The organism is Enterococcus sp. LJL51, from assembly GCF_049894025.1.
Classification (GTDB): Bacteria; Bacillota; Bacilli; order Lactobacillales; family Enterococcaceae; genus Enterococcus_L.
Genome location: NZ_JBNEQE010000020.1, coordinates 1 through 13,751, shown reverse-complemented (window position 1 = coordinate 13,751; position 13,751 = coordinate 1). Strand labels below are relative to the sequence as shown.

Below are 13,751 nucleotides of genomic sequence, written 5' to 3'. Positions count from 1 at the left end.
CGCCAAAAACGACTTATTCTCTCAGTTTCAAGAATCGTTTCCATTATAACGCAAAAATATTTCAATGAACATTTTTTCGTTTTTTTATTTTCGGTAGACTGTGTTATCATAGTATTATGATAACATTGATTTATCAATATTTGGGAATAGATGGAGGGGGTTCCTGATGGGTGAAGAAAACGAAATAAGCTATTTCAAGAGCGGACTGGCTTTAGGAGCTGGTTTAGGGGTCATCAGCGGTGTCCTGTCTACCTTATGGTATCAAAAGCAACGCACGCTGGATGCAGATCTTGTACTGGAAAATGTAAAGGACGCTTTTTTGAAAGAGGGACCAATTGAAGGCTCCTGGATTGAGTTTGAGAAAAAACCACTGAGAAAGTTTGCGATTCATTCCAAAACATACAACGGCGGTGTTTCCCGTGTAGAAGACGGCACACTTGTTCAGTATGCTTTTGTTGCGGATGCACAAACTGGTACAGTAATCGAGGTTACTCGTTTATAAAAACAAAAAAAGATGAGGTGGTATGCTGCTGCACACTTCATCTTTTTGTTTTAGCCAAAAAAGCAGCAATTCCAAGGAGGCGTACTTGATGAAAAAGCTTTATATTAAACAGAAAGTGTTTAGTTTAGGCGGACATTACACCGTAAAAGACAGCCGTGAGCAGGATCAGTATATCGTAGAGGGGAGCTTTCTTTCTGTTCCCAAAACCTTCACTATTTTGGATATGAACGGACAGACTGTGGGTACGATTACTAAGAAGGTCTTTAGCCTGCTGCCAAAATTCTTTGTAGAAATCGACGGAGAAGAGGCTCTAGTTATTGAAAAAGAGTTTACACTCTTTAAATCCCGCTACCATATCTCCGCAAAAGATTTGGAAATTCAAGGTGACTGGTGGAATAAAAATTTTGAGATTTTAAAAAACGGCAGCCGCATCGGCAGTGTTTCTGAAAAATGGTTCAGCTGGGGGGACTCCTTTGAAATAGATATTTTCGATGACGAATTAGAACACACAATTATTTCCTTAGTCATCGCCATTGACTTCGTCAAACAGCAGGAAAGTGCAGCATCCAGCTCTAACAATACCTCAAATTAAGCGTAGAAACCGCTACCTCTCCGCTACTTGTAGTTTTTTCTAAGGAAGCAGCAAAGCTCTTCAGACGCATTTTTCCATTAGAGTGTGTATACTAAAAATCAGAGTTTGACTTACCACACAGTACAGATGATTTTTAGTCAGGAGGATACGATGAATATTTTAGTTGTAGGAGGAGCTGGTTATGTAGGCTCTCATATTGTTAAACAGCTTATAGAAGCTGATCATAAAGTAGTTGCTCTGGACAATCTGCAGACTGGACATCAAGCCGCTGTCCATAAGGCTGCTGCTTTTATCAAGGGAGATGTCCGTGACAAAGCACTACTTAAAATGATTTTTTCCGACACGTCCTTTGATATGGTTTTCCATACAGCTGCTAGTGCTTCTGTCAGTGAATCTATAGAAAAACCGTTAGTATATTTTGATAATAACGTCGGCGGTCTGCTCGCTCTTCTAGAGACAATGAATCAGTTCTCTGTAAAGAATTTGATTTTTTCTTCTACTGCCGCTGTTTATGGGGACGTTTCTGAAGGACCAATCACTGAAGAAACTGAGGTTAGACCTAAAAATCCATACGGTGAAAGCAAGCATATGATGGAAACTATTCTTCAATGGTGCCATTCAGCTTATGATTTAAACTACGTGATTTTACGTTACTTTAACGTAGCCGGCGCTGATTTAGCAGGTGAAATCGGAGAAGACCATCGCCCGGAAACACATTTAATTCCAGTAGTTCTTGAAGTACCACTAGGAACGCGGGAAGGAATTACTATTCTTGGTTCAGACTATCCGACAAAAGATGGAACGACAGTACGAGATTATATCCATGTTACAGATTTGTCTAATGCACACTTAGCCGCTATGCAGTACTTACTTGAGGGTAATGAAAGTACTCTATTCAATGTTGGCAGTGCTACTGGATTTTCCACCTTGGAAATTATTCGTAAAGTGGAGGAATATACGGGAACAACTATTCCGATTACTTATGGAGAGCGGCGATCAGGGGACGCACATTCACTTGTTGCCTCCAGTAAAAAAATTCAAGATTTGTTAGGCTGGCAGCCTAAATATACAGATTTGGACACTATCATCCGCACTGCCTGGAATTGGCATAAAAATCATCCAAATGGCTACGAGGACTGACTGAGGATAAATAGGAAAAATGTTCTCAAGAGAATGGCTGTTGCGTTTGAACGCTTTAGCTGGCTAACATTCTACCCGCAGAAATAAATAGGGACGATGACAGAAGCTTGCACCTCTTGTCATCATCCCTGAAAACTGGGCTAACCAACGTTGCTTGATTCCTTGGTCTAATTTGTGCTGAAACGCTGTCAGTGACTGCGGTGTTTTTTATTCAGCAAGTTAAGCAGCTAAGTATTCCGGCATAGGTCTATTTACTACTTGTTTTTCGAAACCCGCCAACCATTTGACTGATTGTCTCATAAACCTTTTGATCGTACGCTTCGGCCTTATTCGTTGAATAGTTCAAAGCCAGCTCATTTAATGCACCTGAAATTGCATATGTCATTAGTTTTGTCTCTGTATTTTCCTTCAGGTATCCTTCTTCCTTAAGCTCATCAAGATGCTTTTGCAGAACGCCCATCGAGTTTTCCTGATCTGCCTTTCTCCAAGCCTCCCAGCCAACTACGACTGGTGCATCCGTCAGTAAAATGCGACGGCTTTCCTTTGTGTTCGCTCCTTTAACAAAGCCCACACTTCCCAAAATCAACTGTTCCCAGAGATCAGTGCTGTTCATGGCTTCTTCTTCGATTTGGCGAGCCACATCTGCCTGAACCTTATCCAAAACTGCCAGAAAAAGCCCCTTTTTATTCTTAAAATGATGATAGACTGCGCCTCTAGTTACATTGCCTTCTTCAGCAATCTCTTCAAGAGATGCATCATAGTATCCCTGATCTGTAAAATGCTTTCGCGCAATCTTCAGCAGACTGGCAATTGTTTTCTGCTTTGCTTCTTCTTTTTTCATCTATTCAGCCCTCTCAACTAGCTCGTTATTACTTTACTGAGTCTGGGACATAAACAAAATCCCAGACTTTTGACATCCCTAAAACCGAATAAACGGCATTCCAAAAGCAGCTTTTCTCGGAAATAAGCCGAATAATCTCAAAAATATGAGAAGCTCCAGGTAGGTATCAATCAACAGTCACTCGGTTCCCTCGTAGTGTTTCTTGACAATTTTCGGATTATTCTTCTTATTGCTGTGAAACACAGTGAGGGACGAGCTGATGTTAAACAGTACCTACTTGGTTCTCGGAGTTGAACACTTTTGTCACAACCTCAGTCAAACCGCTTATTTATTTTTGATTTCTCATCCCATGCTTAATAATCCAGTCCTGAGCTTTACTGCCCGGCGTCTTCTTCCACTCCTCGATAATGTATTCGGCTTTTTCGGGTGCTTCCCGGTATAAATCATTTAAATTATTACCTACACTCTTTTGTACAAACTTTTCGTCATCATCCTTTAGATTGGTAAGCAGCACAACATACTGGTTAAATTCCTCCAGTGCAGTATACAGCTTGGGCGACCACGGCAGACGAATTCTAACGCCCTCGCTTGCCAGTCTCCGCACATGAACATTGTCTTCTTTCGTCCAGATAATCAGCTCCTCCAGCACCTCTGCCGGGTGCTCCTGCAATAGAGGACGAATCGCATACTCGCCGGTAAACCGTTTGGTTAATTCCTTCAAAAAAGCTAAAGAGACCTGCCAATCCTGATTGCCGTTGCGCTCAACATACCTGCCCACCGGCCATAACCACCAGCCAAAAGTAAACATGCCCTCTGACTTAGTTAGCTCAGGTCCCAGCATACCATAGAACGCTGAAATATTTTTTGTATAGTCGTTTCCTAAATGTCTTTCCATCCCATCCACAATGGCATCAAACCGTTCAAACAGCGTTTTGTCCTCCAACTGTCCAAGCAGCTCGTTAGAAAAGGCAGTCCCATCAAAATCTTGAATAACAGAAGATAGCTTTGATGAAAAATCTAAAATATACTGATCATTATAATGGTCTTTGTGCTTCATCTTTCTTTTCACCTCCACTTATTTATGTCTGTACTTATTACATTCATAATAACATACATCCTGTATGTACGTCTATAAAGCTATAGCTATTACAATAAACGCCTGATAACTTAATCGATTCCTGCCAGCTGCTTTTATTGGCTAGACTATTTTCCCCATTTCCACGCAAAAAACAGAAGCTCTTTAGCATTTTGCTACTTCACTTCTGTTAAGTATTTCATTTTAATCCATCTGTTCTACGCACCTGATAAACCCGTAGCAACGGTTACTTTTCACTTTGAAAACGGGCCTCAACCCGATAAATCGGCTGTCCTTTAGCAGAAAATTTTTCTTCATATTCTGTCATGATATTTCCTTCATAGGAGCTGTCATGTAAATCCAGCCAAACCTGTTCAAGCACCATACCGTATTTAGAGAAGCTGCTCAAAGAATACTCAAACAATCCGCGGTTATCTGTTTTGAAATGAATTTCTCCATTCGGCTTCAAGATTGTTTCATCCACCGTGAGAAAGCTTTTAGATGTTAAACGGCGCTTTTCATGACGGGATTTCGGCCATGGATCAGAAAAATTCAGGTAAATCTGATCTACTTCATTTTCAGCAAAATACTGCGTCAGCTCCTCACCGTTTACATGAAGCAGCTGTAGATTGGGAAGTTCCTCCTCTAATGCCTTTTCCAACGCAATAGAAAGCACGCTAACCTGCATTTCAATCCCTATATAATTAATTTCCGGATGGGCTTTTGCCATTCCCATGACAAACTGACCTTTGCCTGTGCCTATTTCTATATGAATGGGGTGATTATTTCCAAATCGTTTCTGCCATTTCCCTTGCCATTGTTCTGGTCCCGCAACTACATATTCTGGATGAGCAGCCAGCAGTTCCGCTGCCCCTGGTCTTTTTCTTACACGCATTCGTTTTTTCCTCGCTTATTTTATCTTTTTCTCATTAAAAGAGACTGAGGTATTTCACCCAGCCTCACAGTTCTATTCATTTATACTTGCTTTTTATAAGAATGTCAACCCGGGAAAAATAGGAACTATCTGAAGACAGCCGCCGTAGACAGTCCTGCTTTTCAAGGTTATTCTCTAGCGATTTGTTCCTTGTTCGACAGCTTCCAGATATTTCTTATGAAGCTGCTTCGTGATTTCTCCCGGCTTGCCGCTGCCGATAAGCTGATCTTCAATTTTTACCACTGGAACCACTTCAATAAGCGATCCGGAGATAAAGCATTCGTCCGCTGCCAATAGCTCTGTTTCGTTAAAAGCTTCTTCCTTTACAGGAATTTTCAGCTCTTGCGCCACGTTTAACAGCTTCATTTTCGTAATGCCAGGCAAAATCAATGCCCCATCCGGATGTGTGTAGACAGTCCCATCCTTAATCATCCAGAAATTAGCAGCTGAAGCTTCTGTAACCTTGCCGTCACGGATTTGTACCGCGTCATCGAAGCCTCTGCTCCGTGCTTCATCCAGCGCCAGAACATTGCCCAACAGACTGAGTGATTTAATGTCACAATGCAGCCAGCGGGTGTCCTGAACGATACCACAGCTAATGCCCTTACTTTGTTTTTCAATCGGGCGTGCAAATGGAATGATATTAGCAGTCAACACACCCTGTACTTTTTTAGGATCAGGTAGAGCATGGTTGCGGGGCGAATCAATGCCGCGGGTAACCTGCAGATACAGCTTTCCCTCTTGTATTTTTTCAACTTCTGTCAGTTTCTTTAGACGATCGGTTAGTTCGTCTCTTGAAAAAGGCAAAACTAGCTTGATTTTTTCTGCCCCGGCCCAAAGACGGTCCAAATGTTCAGTCAGCATGTAGAGCTGGCCATTGTACACACGAATAACTTCATACAGACCATCGCCATACTGATAGCCGCGGTCCTCCATATCAATTTGAACCTCTTCCCGTTCGACAATCTGATCCTTCCATAAAACCTTCATACAGTTATCCCTCCATTTTCTTCAAACGCTGTGGTGCATAGAGTTTTGTAAAAATAACTATTTCAGCTATTAAGACGCCCACTACAATTAGTGCCTCTTGCTTATTCGGCAGAACCACTAAAACAAGAATACTAAAAACAACGGCTGCTACTGATAAAATGACTGTTAGTAAAAAGCTAACTGCCTGTTTCTTCTGCTTTATAGAAACCGGATAAAGATGGGTCATGACCATATAGTCAAACTGTGAATAGATGGGGATTAGCTGAAAACCCATTAAATAGATAAAAATCGCTGCAATTCCCAAGGACATCAAGAATTCATTGGAGAAGTACAGGATAATCCCGCCCACGCCCAGCAGTCTGAGAAATAACCCGCTATATTCCGAACCTCTTACGAAGCTGCGGGTATATAAATAGAGATAGGTATTTTTAGTGGTCTGCTTAATTTGTTTCAATAGAGGATCAAGCAGCTTCCTACGCTTGATGCTCCCGGTAATTTCCGGTACATCTGTAAACAGATGAATAAATCGGTAAATCCGGTGAAGCCGGTTGTTTTCTTTTCGAATCATTTTTTCCCAATCCAGAGATACACCCTGCAGCTTCTGAGCAAGCAGCACTGAAAAGAGCCCAAATATTCCGGCTGCAGCGCCTAATCCGATAAGCGGCTGGATATATAAGCTGGCCACAATCGCTCCCGCACTGGCGCCTAGCCAGATTAACAGCCAAAGGCGGCTTTCATTGGTACCCACTTGATACAAATCATATTCCTGCCATTTCAGATGACTAAGCTTCAAAAGCAACAGCATAATCAGATAAAAAATAAAAGAACTGAAGGGCTGACCCGTCGCCACAACTACAAAAGGCATCGTTATTCCACCCAGCAATAGACAACATGCAGCAGGAAGAATAAAGGAATGCCGCAGCGCCCGTTGCAGATAGCCTTTCATTTCAGCTTCCTTCGGCAGGATAAACACCTTATCTGCTTCCTGAGTCAAGGTTGCCAGTTGACCAATCCACAACACAGCTAGCCACATTAGTAAAATCAGTGGTTTGCCCCAGCTGAATTCCTCCGGTAAATTTTTCAAAATTTCTGAATAATAGAAGCCTAAACCGCCAAGCAGAAAAATACAGACTAAAACAAAGTGATCGTTAAAAACGTATTGCATATACTTCATCATTTTTTTCAAATGACGGGATAATCGCATCCGATATAAATCTGCCATGTTACCCCACCTTTTCTTCCTTAGTTAATGCAAGATAGATGTCATCTAAAGAAGAGTCCGGTAAATTAAATTCTGCTCTCAGTTCATCCATTGAGCCGATTGCCCGCACTTCTCCCTCGTGAAGCACAACAAAACGGTCGCAATATTTTTCAGCAGTCGCCAGAATATGCGTAGACATCAGAATAGCCGATCCTTGATTGCGCATTGTATCCATCAGCTCCAACAGTGCATGAATCGCCAGCGGATCCAGACCTAAAAACGGCTCATCAATGATATACAAGCTTGGCTCAATCAGAAAGGCACAGAGAACCATAACCTTCTGCTTCATGCCTTTGGAAAAATGAGCTGGAAACCATTCCAGTTTATTTTCCAGTCGGAACGTCTTCAATAGTACTTCTGCACGTCTGAAAGCCTCTTCTACAGGTATATCGTAAGCCATCGCAGTAATTTCAATGTGTTCCTTCAATGTCAGCTCTTCATATAATGAAGGCGTTTCGGGAATATAGCCGATTTTCTTTCGGTAGCTTTCCGGACTTTGACTAAGCGTTTGGTCGTCGATGGAAATTTTCCCTTTCTGCGGAGTCAGCAGACCGATGATATTTTTGATTGTCGTACTTTTCCCAGCACCATTCAGTCCAATTAGTCCAACCATTTCACCCGCTTTAACTTCGAAATTTATATCTTTTAGGACGGGAACGTGACCGTAACCGCCAGTTAAATGCTCAATTTTCAAGCTCATTTCATTGCCTCCAAATTTTTTAATGCTTTCATTATAACATCTTCCATAAAACAACAAAACCCAAGAGAGCAATAGAATACTCTATCAGGCTTTTGCTGCGAACTCACTTTAATCACTTGTTGTTGAAGCAGCTGCATAGAAAGAATCAAAAAATGAAAACCGAGCAACGAGGGCTCTTTGCAGTAAATGAAACAGAAGGGGCTGAATCGGTCATTCTCCTCTAGTATTATTAGAAAAATACTGCTTACACTAACTAAAGCTACTATATTATAGTAGGCTGCTTTATTCCAATATGGCTTCTGCCGACGCTTGCGATAGCTTATATATCGTACTTTCAGAATTAAAATAAGCGTCTACCAATTCTTTCAGTTCAATCACTGCCTTATCGGCACGTTTGCTCTGTTCCTCATTGATGGATTCAATCACCAGAACCGCAGCTTTGGTTTCTTCTGTTAACATGGTTCTCTGCGCTTCACGCCAGTTCAGACAGCGGCAGATAGCTCCTTCATCATCATAATAAATAATCTCTTCTGGTAAAGCAGGCGCATCTTTCTCAGCACCAAGAGGCAGAAAGCTTTCGCCGCCCTTCGCTTTGCCTAAATACAGGCTGCCTTCTATTTTATCTATATCTTCACCACCGCTGGGAACTCCATATTTTAAAGAGATGCTGTTATAGATGTCCACAAGCGGATTGATGGGCTGAAATTCTCTCTGCTGACTCACTCTTTTTAACAGAGCCTCAATCGATGAGCGCGCACCCTTTTTCGTTTTAAATTGACTAAACCCGTCGCGCCATTGGGCAACGACTTGGTTACTGCTAAAGTTCTCATCCCCTAAAAACTGCTCCGCTTCCTTTGCGGCCTGCTTTAACAACTTAGTAAAATAGGGAGTATTTTTTTCGTACACATGATTATCAATGTTTTTCACAACTAAAATATTGATTTGAGCTTCTGGAAAAATTTCCCAAAATGCATCTTCTACACTCACTTTTTTCATCATAAAATCCCTCCTTCCATTCATTGTATACCCTCATGATAAGCAATGCAAAACTTTGTAAAAGCCAGCTATCTTTATCTTTTCTCTTTATAGCGATAAAATTCGCTACAGTTGTTTTTACTGATTTAAAAATACTCTCTGCTAATTGTTGTACTTATTTTTTCATTATACTTGCCAGTCATCTGGATGAAGGGGCTCGGGCAGCTTGACATACCCTCGGGGATCTTTATCAAAGCCCAGTTTGCTATAATAATTCTCTGCCAGCTTTGATGCCAGCAGAACAATATGAATATCTGTTCCTACATAAGCAACTATTGCCTCCATTAATTTCCGGCCAATCCCCTGCTTCCAGTAATCTTTATGAACTCCTAACTCTGCCACATAAACGATAGAGCCAAAATCACAAAAGCCTCGGGCAAAACCAACCAGCTTTTCATCCTCCCAGGCAGTCATCAGAAAATCAACATTTTTCAACATGTTTATCAATTTTTTGCGATCATCTAGTCTTCTCTTTAGCCCTGTCTGCTGAATAATTTCCTTAAACTGTTCTACTGTTATTGGTTCATTGATTTTATATTTAACCATTGTCTTCACTCCACTTCCTTTGTTGTACCAACTAGCTTATCAATAGAGTGACTTTTAAAAAATAGACAATTTTTTTCTTTTATAGAGGACAGTTACGACAAATTTTGAACAACTTGCTTTAAGAGCTTTAATCCATGGGTCAGTTCTTCTAAAGAAAGACCACCGTATCCTAAAAGGAAAAACTGATCTCTACATACTGAAAAAGAGTATTTCGACAAAGGATAAAGACGTAAGCTGTGCTGCTGCAGCTGCTGTAAAAACACATCTGTTTCCTGCAAATTCAGTACTTCCATGACAACATGTAATCCGCCATCCGATGGTATCCAATCAATCCTACCCTCTGCCTTTAGCAAGTTCAGCTGATCTTCCAATAGATGATACTTTGCTTTGTTCGTTCCAACTGCCTTACTAATATGCCGATAATAGCTGCCGGAAGAAAGAAACTCCGCCATACCTTCTTGAATCATGTACGCCGCTCGTTCATGATCAAACTGATACAAAGTCCGGTATTCTCCTACTAGATGTCTGGGAAGCACCATATACCCGAGACGCAGAGTAGGGCTAATCGTTTTTGAAAAACTCCCCAGATAAATAACACAATCCTGTCGGTCCAAAGACTGGAGAGAGGGCAGCGGCTGTGTCGTGTAGCGAAACTCACTATCGTAATCATCTTCAATAATGTAGCCTTGACGCTCACGAATCAGCTGTAAAAGCTGCTGCCGTCTGGCTACAGACATTCGATAGCCCATAGGAAACTGATGGGAAGGCGTAACATAAACTAAATCAGCTGCCGAAAGGGCTAGTTTGCTTATTGATATTCCTTCAGATTCAACAGGGATATTCTGCAGAGGGAAGCCATTTCTGGTAAAAATATGTCCAGCTGCATAGTAGCCAGGATCTTCAATAGCTGCTTGAAAATGCCGACTTTTCCTTTTTAGCAGATTTAAAACAATATCTAGTGAATCCAAGCTGCCGCTTGTAATAACTATCTGCTCTTTGCGGCAGCGGACACCTCTCGTTCGTCCCAGCATTTTAACCAGCTCAGACCGTAGTCTGTCGTTTCCCTGCACATCCTGATAAGCTGATCGCTCATCCAGAAATTCCTGTTCCATTGCTTTTTTGACGCAACGTTTCCAGCTATTCCACGAAGCGGTATAAAAAAATGTTGTCCCATATCGAAAATCGAAATCCACTTGCTGTCTTCGTTCCAGTACTTCATTGTCTATTTCCTGTTCCCATTTTGAATCCGGCTCTGCAGGTAAAAAATAGAAACCTGATTGAGGAATATTTAGCAGCAGTCCTTCTGCAACCAGCTGATTATAGGCCTGCTCAACAGTTGTTTTAGAAATATTCAACTCTTTTGCCAGTTCACGAATAGAAGGCAGCTTTACTTGTTTTGCTTCCACCTGATATTCCTTTTTTATCTGTTCATATAATTGCTGATACATCGGTTTTGAAATCATCCGATCTAAATGATACATTTTGGGCTACCTGCTTTCCTATATTCTATGTTTCCTATTGGTTCATTCTCTGTACGAGGAGACAAGAACAGTTTAGCAGAAAAACCAGCAAAGACCAGCTTTTGCCTGCTCCTTTCCTGAAACAAACTTTACACATTCTATTCTATCTATGGTAAAGTAGGAGAAGAAAAACAATCAGGAAAGAAGGCTTATGATGGAAAATTGTATTTTTTGTAAAATTATTAATCAGGAAATTCCCAGCTATAAAATATACGAAGATGATGTAGTATATGCCTTTTTAGATATCAGCCAGGCAACGAAAGGACATACCCTAGTCGTTCCTAAAACCCACGTAACAGATATCTTTGACTACGATGCTGCTTTAGCTTCTGATATTTTTGCCCGCATCCCCAAAATTGCTAAAGCGCTTGAACAGGCTTTTCCCGAAATGGAAGGCTTGAATATCATTAACAATAATAAAGAGCTGGCCTATCAGTCTGTCTTCCATTCCCATATCCATCTAATCCCAAGATACAGCAAACAGGACGGCTTCTCTATGCATTTTGAAAATAACCAAGAGAAATACACTGCTGAAGAGATGCAGAATACAGCAGCACAAATTGCAAAGCAGGTGACTAACGGATGAAGGGTTTTCTAAAAGGACTAATTTTCGGCTCTGTAGTCGGAGGAATCGGCGGCCTATTGCTTGCCCCAAGAAGCGGAAAAGAAACGCAGGAAAAAATTATTGATGAGCTGGATGATTGGAAATACTTAACAGAGGATTTCAATCATAAACTGGAAGGATTCAAATCAGCCTTGACTGACTTTCAGGTAACAACCGAAACAGTTATTCCTCCCTTTGTAGAGGGATTAAACAGGGACATCGAAAATTTCAAATTTCAGGCAGAACCACGGATTGAACAGTTGCAGGAGCAGCTGGAGAAAATTCAAAGCGAGCTTCCTGAAATGCCGGAAACCGAACTAAAACAAAACGTGAAATAGTTCTGGAGAAGAGCGAAACTAAACGGCCAAACGGTTTTGTTTCGCTCTTTAATTCTGAAAAACTAACAGATAGCCGCAAACGCAGCCTAGTTCTCAAAACTAAGCTCTCTTATTTCGTTCTTACCTTATACTCTGAATAGCAGCACTTCAAATAGCTCCTCCCTTATTCAAAAAAATCAGTGCAGGACATTCTAAGGACTTCAAATAAATTCTCCTTCTACACATTCAATCTGCCGCAAAAAAACTTCTAAAAACGAATATCTTCCAACAACGTCTTTCTCTTCTTTTAGATATTTATAATCGCTCAAAAGGATGATAAATATTACTAAAAAATCAAAAATTTCATAACAATTCACATCTTTCTTAAATTGTGTCCAAAATTTGAAAATTGTTCGAAAGTATCAAATCACTATTTCTTTTATAGGAAAGATTGTGGTATAGTAGTAAACGTGAGAAATTCTTTTCTACATAATAAAAAATACAAATCAACTATTAGGAGTGCTAAATTAATGAAGAAAAAACTAATTCTAGCTGCTGCAGGTATGTTTTCTGTCTTTGCATTAGCTGCTTGTTCAAACAGTTCTGAAAAAATCGCAACAATGAAAGGTTCTACAATCACTGTAGAAGATTTCTATGACCGTATCAAGAGTGACAGTACAAGTCAACAAACAGTTGCTGAAATGATTATCTTTAAAGTCTTTGAAGATAAATACGGCGATAAGGTTAAAAGCAAGGATGTTGATGAAAAATACAACGAAGCAAAAGAGTCTGCTGAATCTCAAGGAACCAATCTTGAAGATTACTTGAAACAAAACGGCTTTACTGTAGAATCTTATAAAGCACGTATCAAACAAAGTCTTGCTTACCAAAAAGGGATTGAAGCAAACATCGATATCACAGATGAAGATGTGAAAACAGCTTGGGAAAGCTTCCACCCTGAAGTAGAAGCACAAATTATTCAAGTTGCTACTGAAGATGAAGCAAAAGAAATCAAAAAACAATTAGATGACGGCGGCGACTTCACAAAGATTGCTAAAGAAAAATCTACTGATACAACAACAAAAGAAGATGGCGGAAAAGTTAAATTTGATTCAACATCAACAACTGTTCCAGTTGCTGTTCAAACTGAAGCCTTCACTCTGAAAAACGGTGAAGTCAGCGAGCCAATCCCAGCAACTGACAGTACTGGCTATCAAACAACTTACTATTTAGTAAAAATGACAAAAACTTCTGCTAAAGGCAACGATATGAAGCCTTATGAGAAACAGCTGAAAGAAATTGCTGAAACAGCAAAAGCTTCTGATCAGACATTTACTGCTAAAGTAATCAGTGATGAACTGAAAGCTGCTAACGTGAAAATTAAAGATGACGCCTTCAAAGACGTCTTAGCTCAATATATCCAAACAGAAGAAAGCTCAACTGACAGCACATCTGCTGACGATAAGACTGAAAGCTCTTCAAGTAAAAAAGAATCTGCTTCAACTGATTCTTCTGAAACAGAAGAAAGCTCAACAGAGGACTCTTCTAAATAATGACATAAAAAAATGGGAGTGGGACAATAGTCAGAAGAAAATCTGATTATTGTCCTACTTTTTTGATTTTAGGGTACACAAAAAGCACGCAACCGTGTAAGATTAAAGTGACTAAACCAAATCAAAAGGAGCGTGCTTTTA

At 40.5% G+C, this 13,751-nt stretch carries 15 protein-coding genes; 6 read left to right on the top strand and 9 right to left on the bottom strand.

The annotated features are described in order from the left end of the window. Window positions 1–166 precede the first annotated feature (166 nt). The 3 genes from ACPWSO_RS15395 (at window position 167) to galE (ending at window position 2,234) form a co-directional block, all read left to right on the top strand. On the top strand, window positions 167–502 hold the full coding sequence (locus ACPWSO_RS15395) for a peptidase (protein ID WP_426084470.1): 336 nt from the start codon (window positions 167–169) through the stop codon (window positions 500–502). 88 nt (window positions 503–590) lie between these two features. Beyond that, on the top strand, window positions 591–1,094 hold the full coding sequence (locus tag ACPWSO_RS15390) for an LURP-one-related/scramblase family protein (protein WP_426084469.1): 504 nt from the start codon (window positions 591–593) through the stop codon (window positions 1,092–1,094). Between the two features lie 150 nt (window positions 1,095–1,244). Further along, complete coding sequence (galE, locus tag ACPWSO_RS15385) at window positions 1,245–2,234, top strand: UDP-glucose 4-epimerase GalE (protein ID WP_426084468.1); 990 nt, start codon at window positions 1,245–1,247, stop codon at window positions 2,232–2,234. Between the two features lie 247 nt (window positions 2,235–2,481). On the opposite strand, the gene ACPWSO_RS15380 is transcribed toward galE, so the two are convergent. The 9 genes from ACPWSO_RS15380 to ACPWSO_RS15340 all read right to left on the bottom strand — a co-directional run bounded on the left by ACPWSO_RS15380 (window position 2,482) and on the right by ACPWSO_RS15340 (window position 11,097). After that, a complete protein-coding gene (locus ACPWSO_RS15380) occupies window positions 2,482–3,075 on the bottom strand; it encodes a TetR/AcrR family transcriptional regulator (RefSeq protein WP_426084467.1) in 594 nt (197 codons plus the stop codon). Between the two features lie 328 nt (window positions 3,076–3,403). Continuing rightward, a complete protein-coding gene (locus ACPWSO_RS15375; protein WP_426084466.1) occupies window positions 3,404–4,132 on the bottom strand; it encodes a DNA alkylation repair protein in 729 nt (242 codons plus the stop codon). 265 nt (window positions 4,133–4,397) lie between these two features. Further along, the gene (trmB, locus tag ACPWSO_RS15370) at window positions 4,398–5,045 is read right to left on the bottom strand and encodes a tRNA (guanosine(46)-N7)-methyltransferase TrmB (RefSeq protein ID WP_426084465.1); all 648 of its coding nucleotides are present in this window, start codon (window positions 5,043–5,045) and stop codon (window positions 4,398–4,400) included. A gap of 174 nt (window positions 5,046–5,219) precedes the next feature. Continuing rightward, window positions 5,220–6,074, bottom strand: coding sequence for a D-amino-acid transaminase (dat, locus tag ACPWSO_RS15365; protein ID WP_426084464.1), 855 nt, complete (start codon window positions 6,072–6,074; stop codon window positions 5,220–5,222). Window positions 6,075–6,078: 4 nt separating this feature from the next. Further along, window positions 6,079–7,296 (bottom strand): ABC transporter permease, encoded by a 1,218-nt coding sequence (locus ACPWSO_RS15360; RefSeq protein ID WP_426084463.1) that lies wholly within the window; start codon window positions 7,294–7,296, stop codon window positions 6,079–6,081. Window position 7,297: 1 nt separating this feature from the next. After that, complete coding sequence (locus ACPWSO_RS15355) at window positions 7,298–8,035, bottom strand: ABC transporter ATP-binding protein (protein ID WP_426084462.1); 738 nt, start codon at window positions 8,033–8,035, stop codon at window positions 7,298–7,300. Between the two features lie 282 nt (window positions 8,036–8,317). Continuing rightward, window positions 8,318–9,031 (bottom strand): B3/B4 domain-containing protein, encoded by a 714-nt coding sequence (locus tag ACPWSO_RS15350; protein WP_426084522.1) that lies wholly within the window; start codon window positions 9,029–9,031, stop codon window positions 8,318–8,320. Between the two features lie 165 nt (window positions 9,032–9,196). Then, a complete protein-coding gene (locus tag ACPWSO_RS15345) occupies window positions 9,197–9,616 on the bottom strand; it encodes a GNAT family N-acetyltransferase (RefSeq protein WP_426084461.1) in 420 nt (139 codons plus the stop codon). A 92-nt stretch (window positions 9,617–9,708) separates the two neighbouring features. Then, window positions 9,709–11,097 carry a PLP-dependent aminotransferase family protein gene (locus ACPWSO_RS15340; protein WP_426084460.1) on the bottom strand — a complete coding sequence of 463 codons (1,389 nt, stop codon included), beginning with the start codon at window positions 11,095–11,097 and terminating at the stop codon, window positions 9,709–9,711. A 193-nt stretch (window positions 11,098–11,290) separates the two neighbouring features. Between ACPWSO_RS15340 and ACPWSO_RS15335 the strand changes: the two genes are divergently transcribed. From ACPWSO_RS15335 to ACPWSO_RS15325, 3 genes are all read left to right on the top strand, one after another. After that, the gene (locus tag ACPWSO_RS15335) at window positions 11,291–11,722 is read left to right on the top strand and encodes an HIT family protein (RefSeq protein ID WP_426084521.1); all 432 of its coding nucleotides are present in this window, start codon (window positions 11,291–11,293) and stop codon (window positions 11,720–11,722) included. Beyond that, window positions 11,719–12,078 (top strand): YtxH domain-containing protein, encoded by a 360-nt coding sequence (locus ACPWSO_RS15330; protein WP_426084459.1) that lies wholly within the window; start codon window positions 11,719–11,721, stop codon window positions 12,076–12,078. The genes ACPWSO_RS15335 and ACPWSO_RS15330 overlap by 4 nt, the downstream gene beginning before the upstream one ends. Window positions 12,079–12,587: 509 nt before the next feature. Further along, complete coding sequence (locus tag ACPWSO_RS15325; protein ID WP_426084458.1) at window positions 12,588–13,610, top strand: peptidylprolyl isomerase; 1,023 nt, start codon at window positions 12,588–12,590, stop codon at window positions 13,608–13,610. The last annotated feature ends 141 nt before the right edge of the window (window positions 13,611–13,751 follow it).

Excerpts from the sequence above, each read along its gene's own strand:
- ACPWSO_RS15335 (WP_426084521.1), top strand. The coding sequence starts at position 11,291 with ATGGAAAATTGTATTTTTTGTAAAATTATTAATCAGGAAATTCCCAGC.
- ACPWSO_RS15330 (WP_426084459.1), top strand. The coding sequence starts at position 11,719 with ATGAAGGGTTTTCTAAAAGGACTAATTTTCGGCTCTGTAGTCGGAGGA.
- ACPWSO_RS15390 (WP_426084469.1), top strand. The coding sequence starts at position 591 with ATGAAAAAGCTTTATATTAAACAGAAAGTGTTTAGTTTAGGCGGACAT.
- ACPWSO_RS15355 (WP_426084462.1), bottom strand. The coding sequence starts at position 8,035 with ATGAGCTTGAAAATTGAGCATTTAACTGGCGGTTACGGTCACGTTCCC.
- trmB (WP_426084465.1), bottom strand. The coding sequence starts at position 5,045 with ATGCGTGTAAGAAAAAGACCAGGGGCAGCGGAACTGCTGGCTGCTCAT.
- ACPWSO_RS15375 (WP_426084466.1), bottom strand. The coding sequence starts at position 4,132 with ATGAAGCACAAAGACCATTATAATGATCAGTATATTTTAGATTTTTCA.
- dat (WP_426084464.1), bottom strand. The coding sequence starts at position 6,074 with ATGAAGGTTTTATGGAAGGATCAGATTGTCGAACGGGAAGAGGTTCAA.
- ACPWSO_RS15395 (WP_426084470.1), top strand. The coding sequence starts at position 167 with ATGGGTGAAGAAAACGAAATAAGCTATTTCAAGAGCGGACTGGCTTTA.
- ACPWSO_RS15345 (WP_426084461.1), bottom strand. The coding sequence starts at position 9,616 with ATGGTTAAATATAAAATCAATGAACCAATAACAGTAGAACAGTTTAAG.
- galE (WP_426084468.1), top strand. The coding sequence starts at position 1,245 with ATGAATATTTTAGTTGTAGGAGGAGCTGGTTATGTAGGCTCTCATATT.
- ACPWSO_RS15340 (WP_426084460.1), bottom strand. The coding sequence starts at position 11,097 with ATGTATCATTTAGATCGGATGATTTCAAAACCGATGTATCAGCAATTA.
- ACPWSO_RS15325 (WP_426084458.1), top strand. The coding sequence starts at position 12,588 with ATGAAGAAAAAACTAATTCTAGCTGCTGCAGGTATGTTTTCTGTCTTT.
- ACPWSO_RS15380 (WP_426084467.1), bottom strand. The coding sequence starts at position 3,075 with ATGAAAAAAGAAGAAGCAAAGCAGAAAACAATTGCCAGTCTGCTGAAG.
- ACPWSO_RS15360 (WP_426084463.1), bottom strand. The coding sequence starts at position 7,296 with ATGGCAGATTTATATCGGATGCGATTATCCCGTCATTTGAAAAAAATG.
- ACPWSO_RS15350 (WP_426084522.1), bottom strand. The coding sequence starts at position 9,031 with ATGAAAAAAGTGAGTGTAGAAGATGCATTTTGGGAAATTTTTCCAGAA.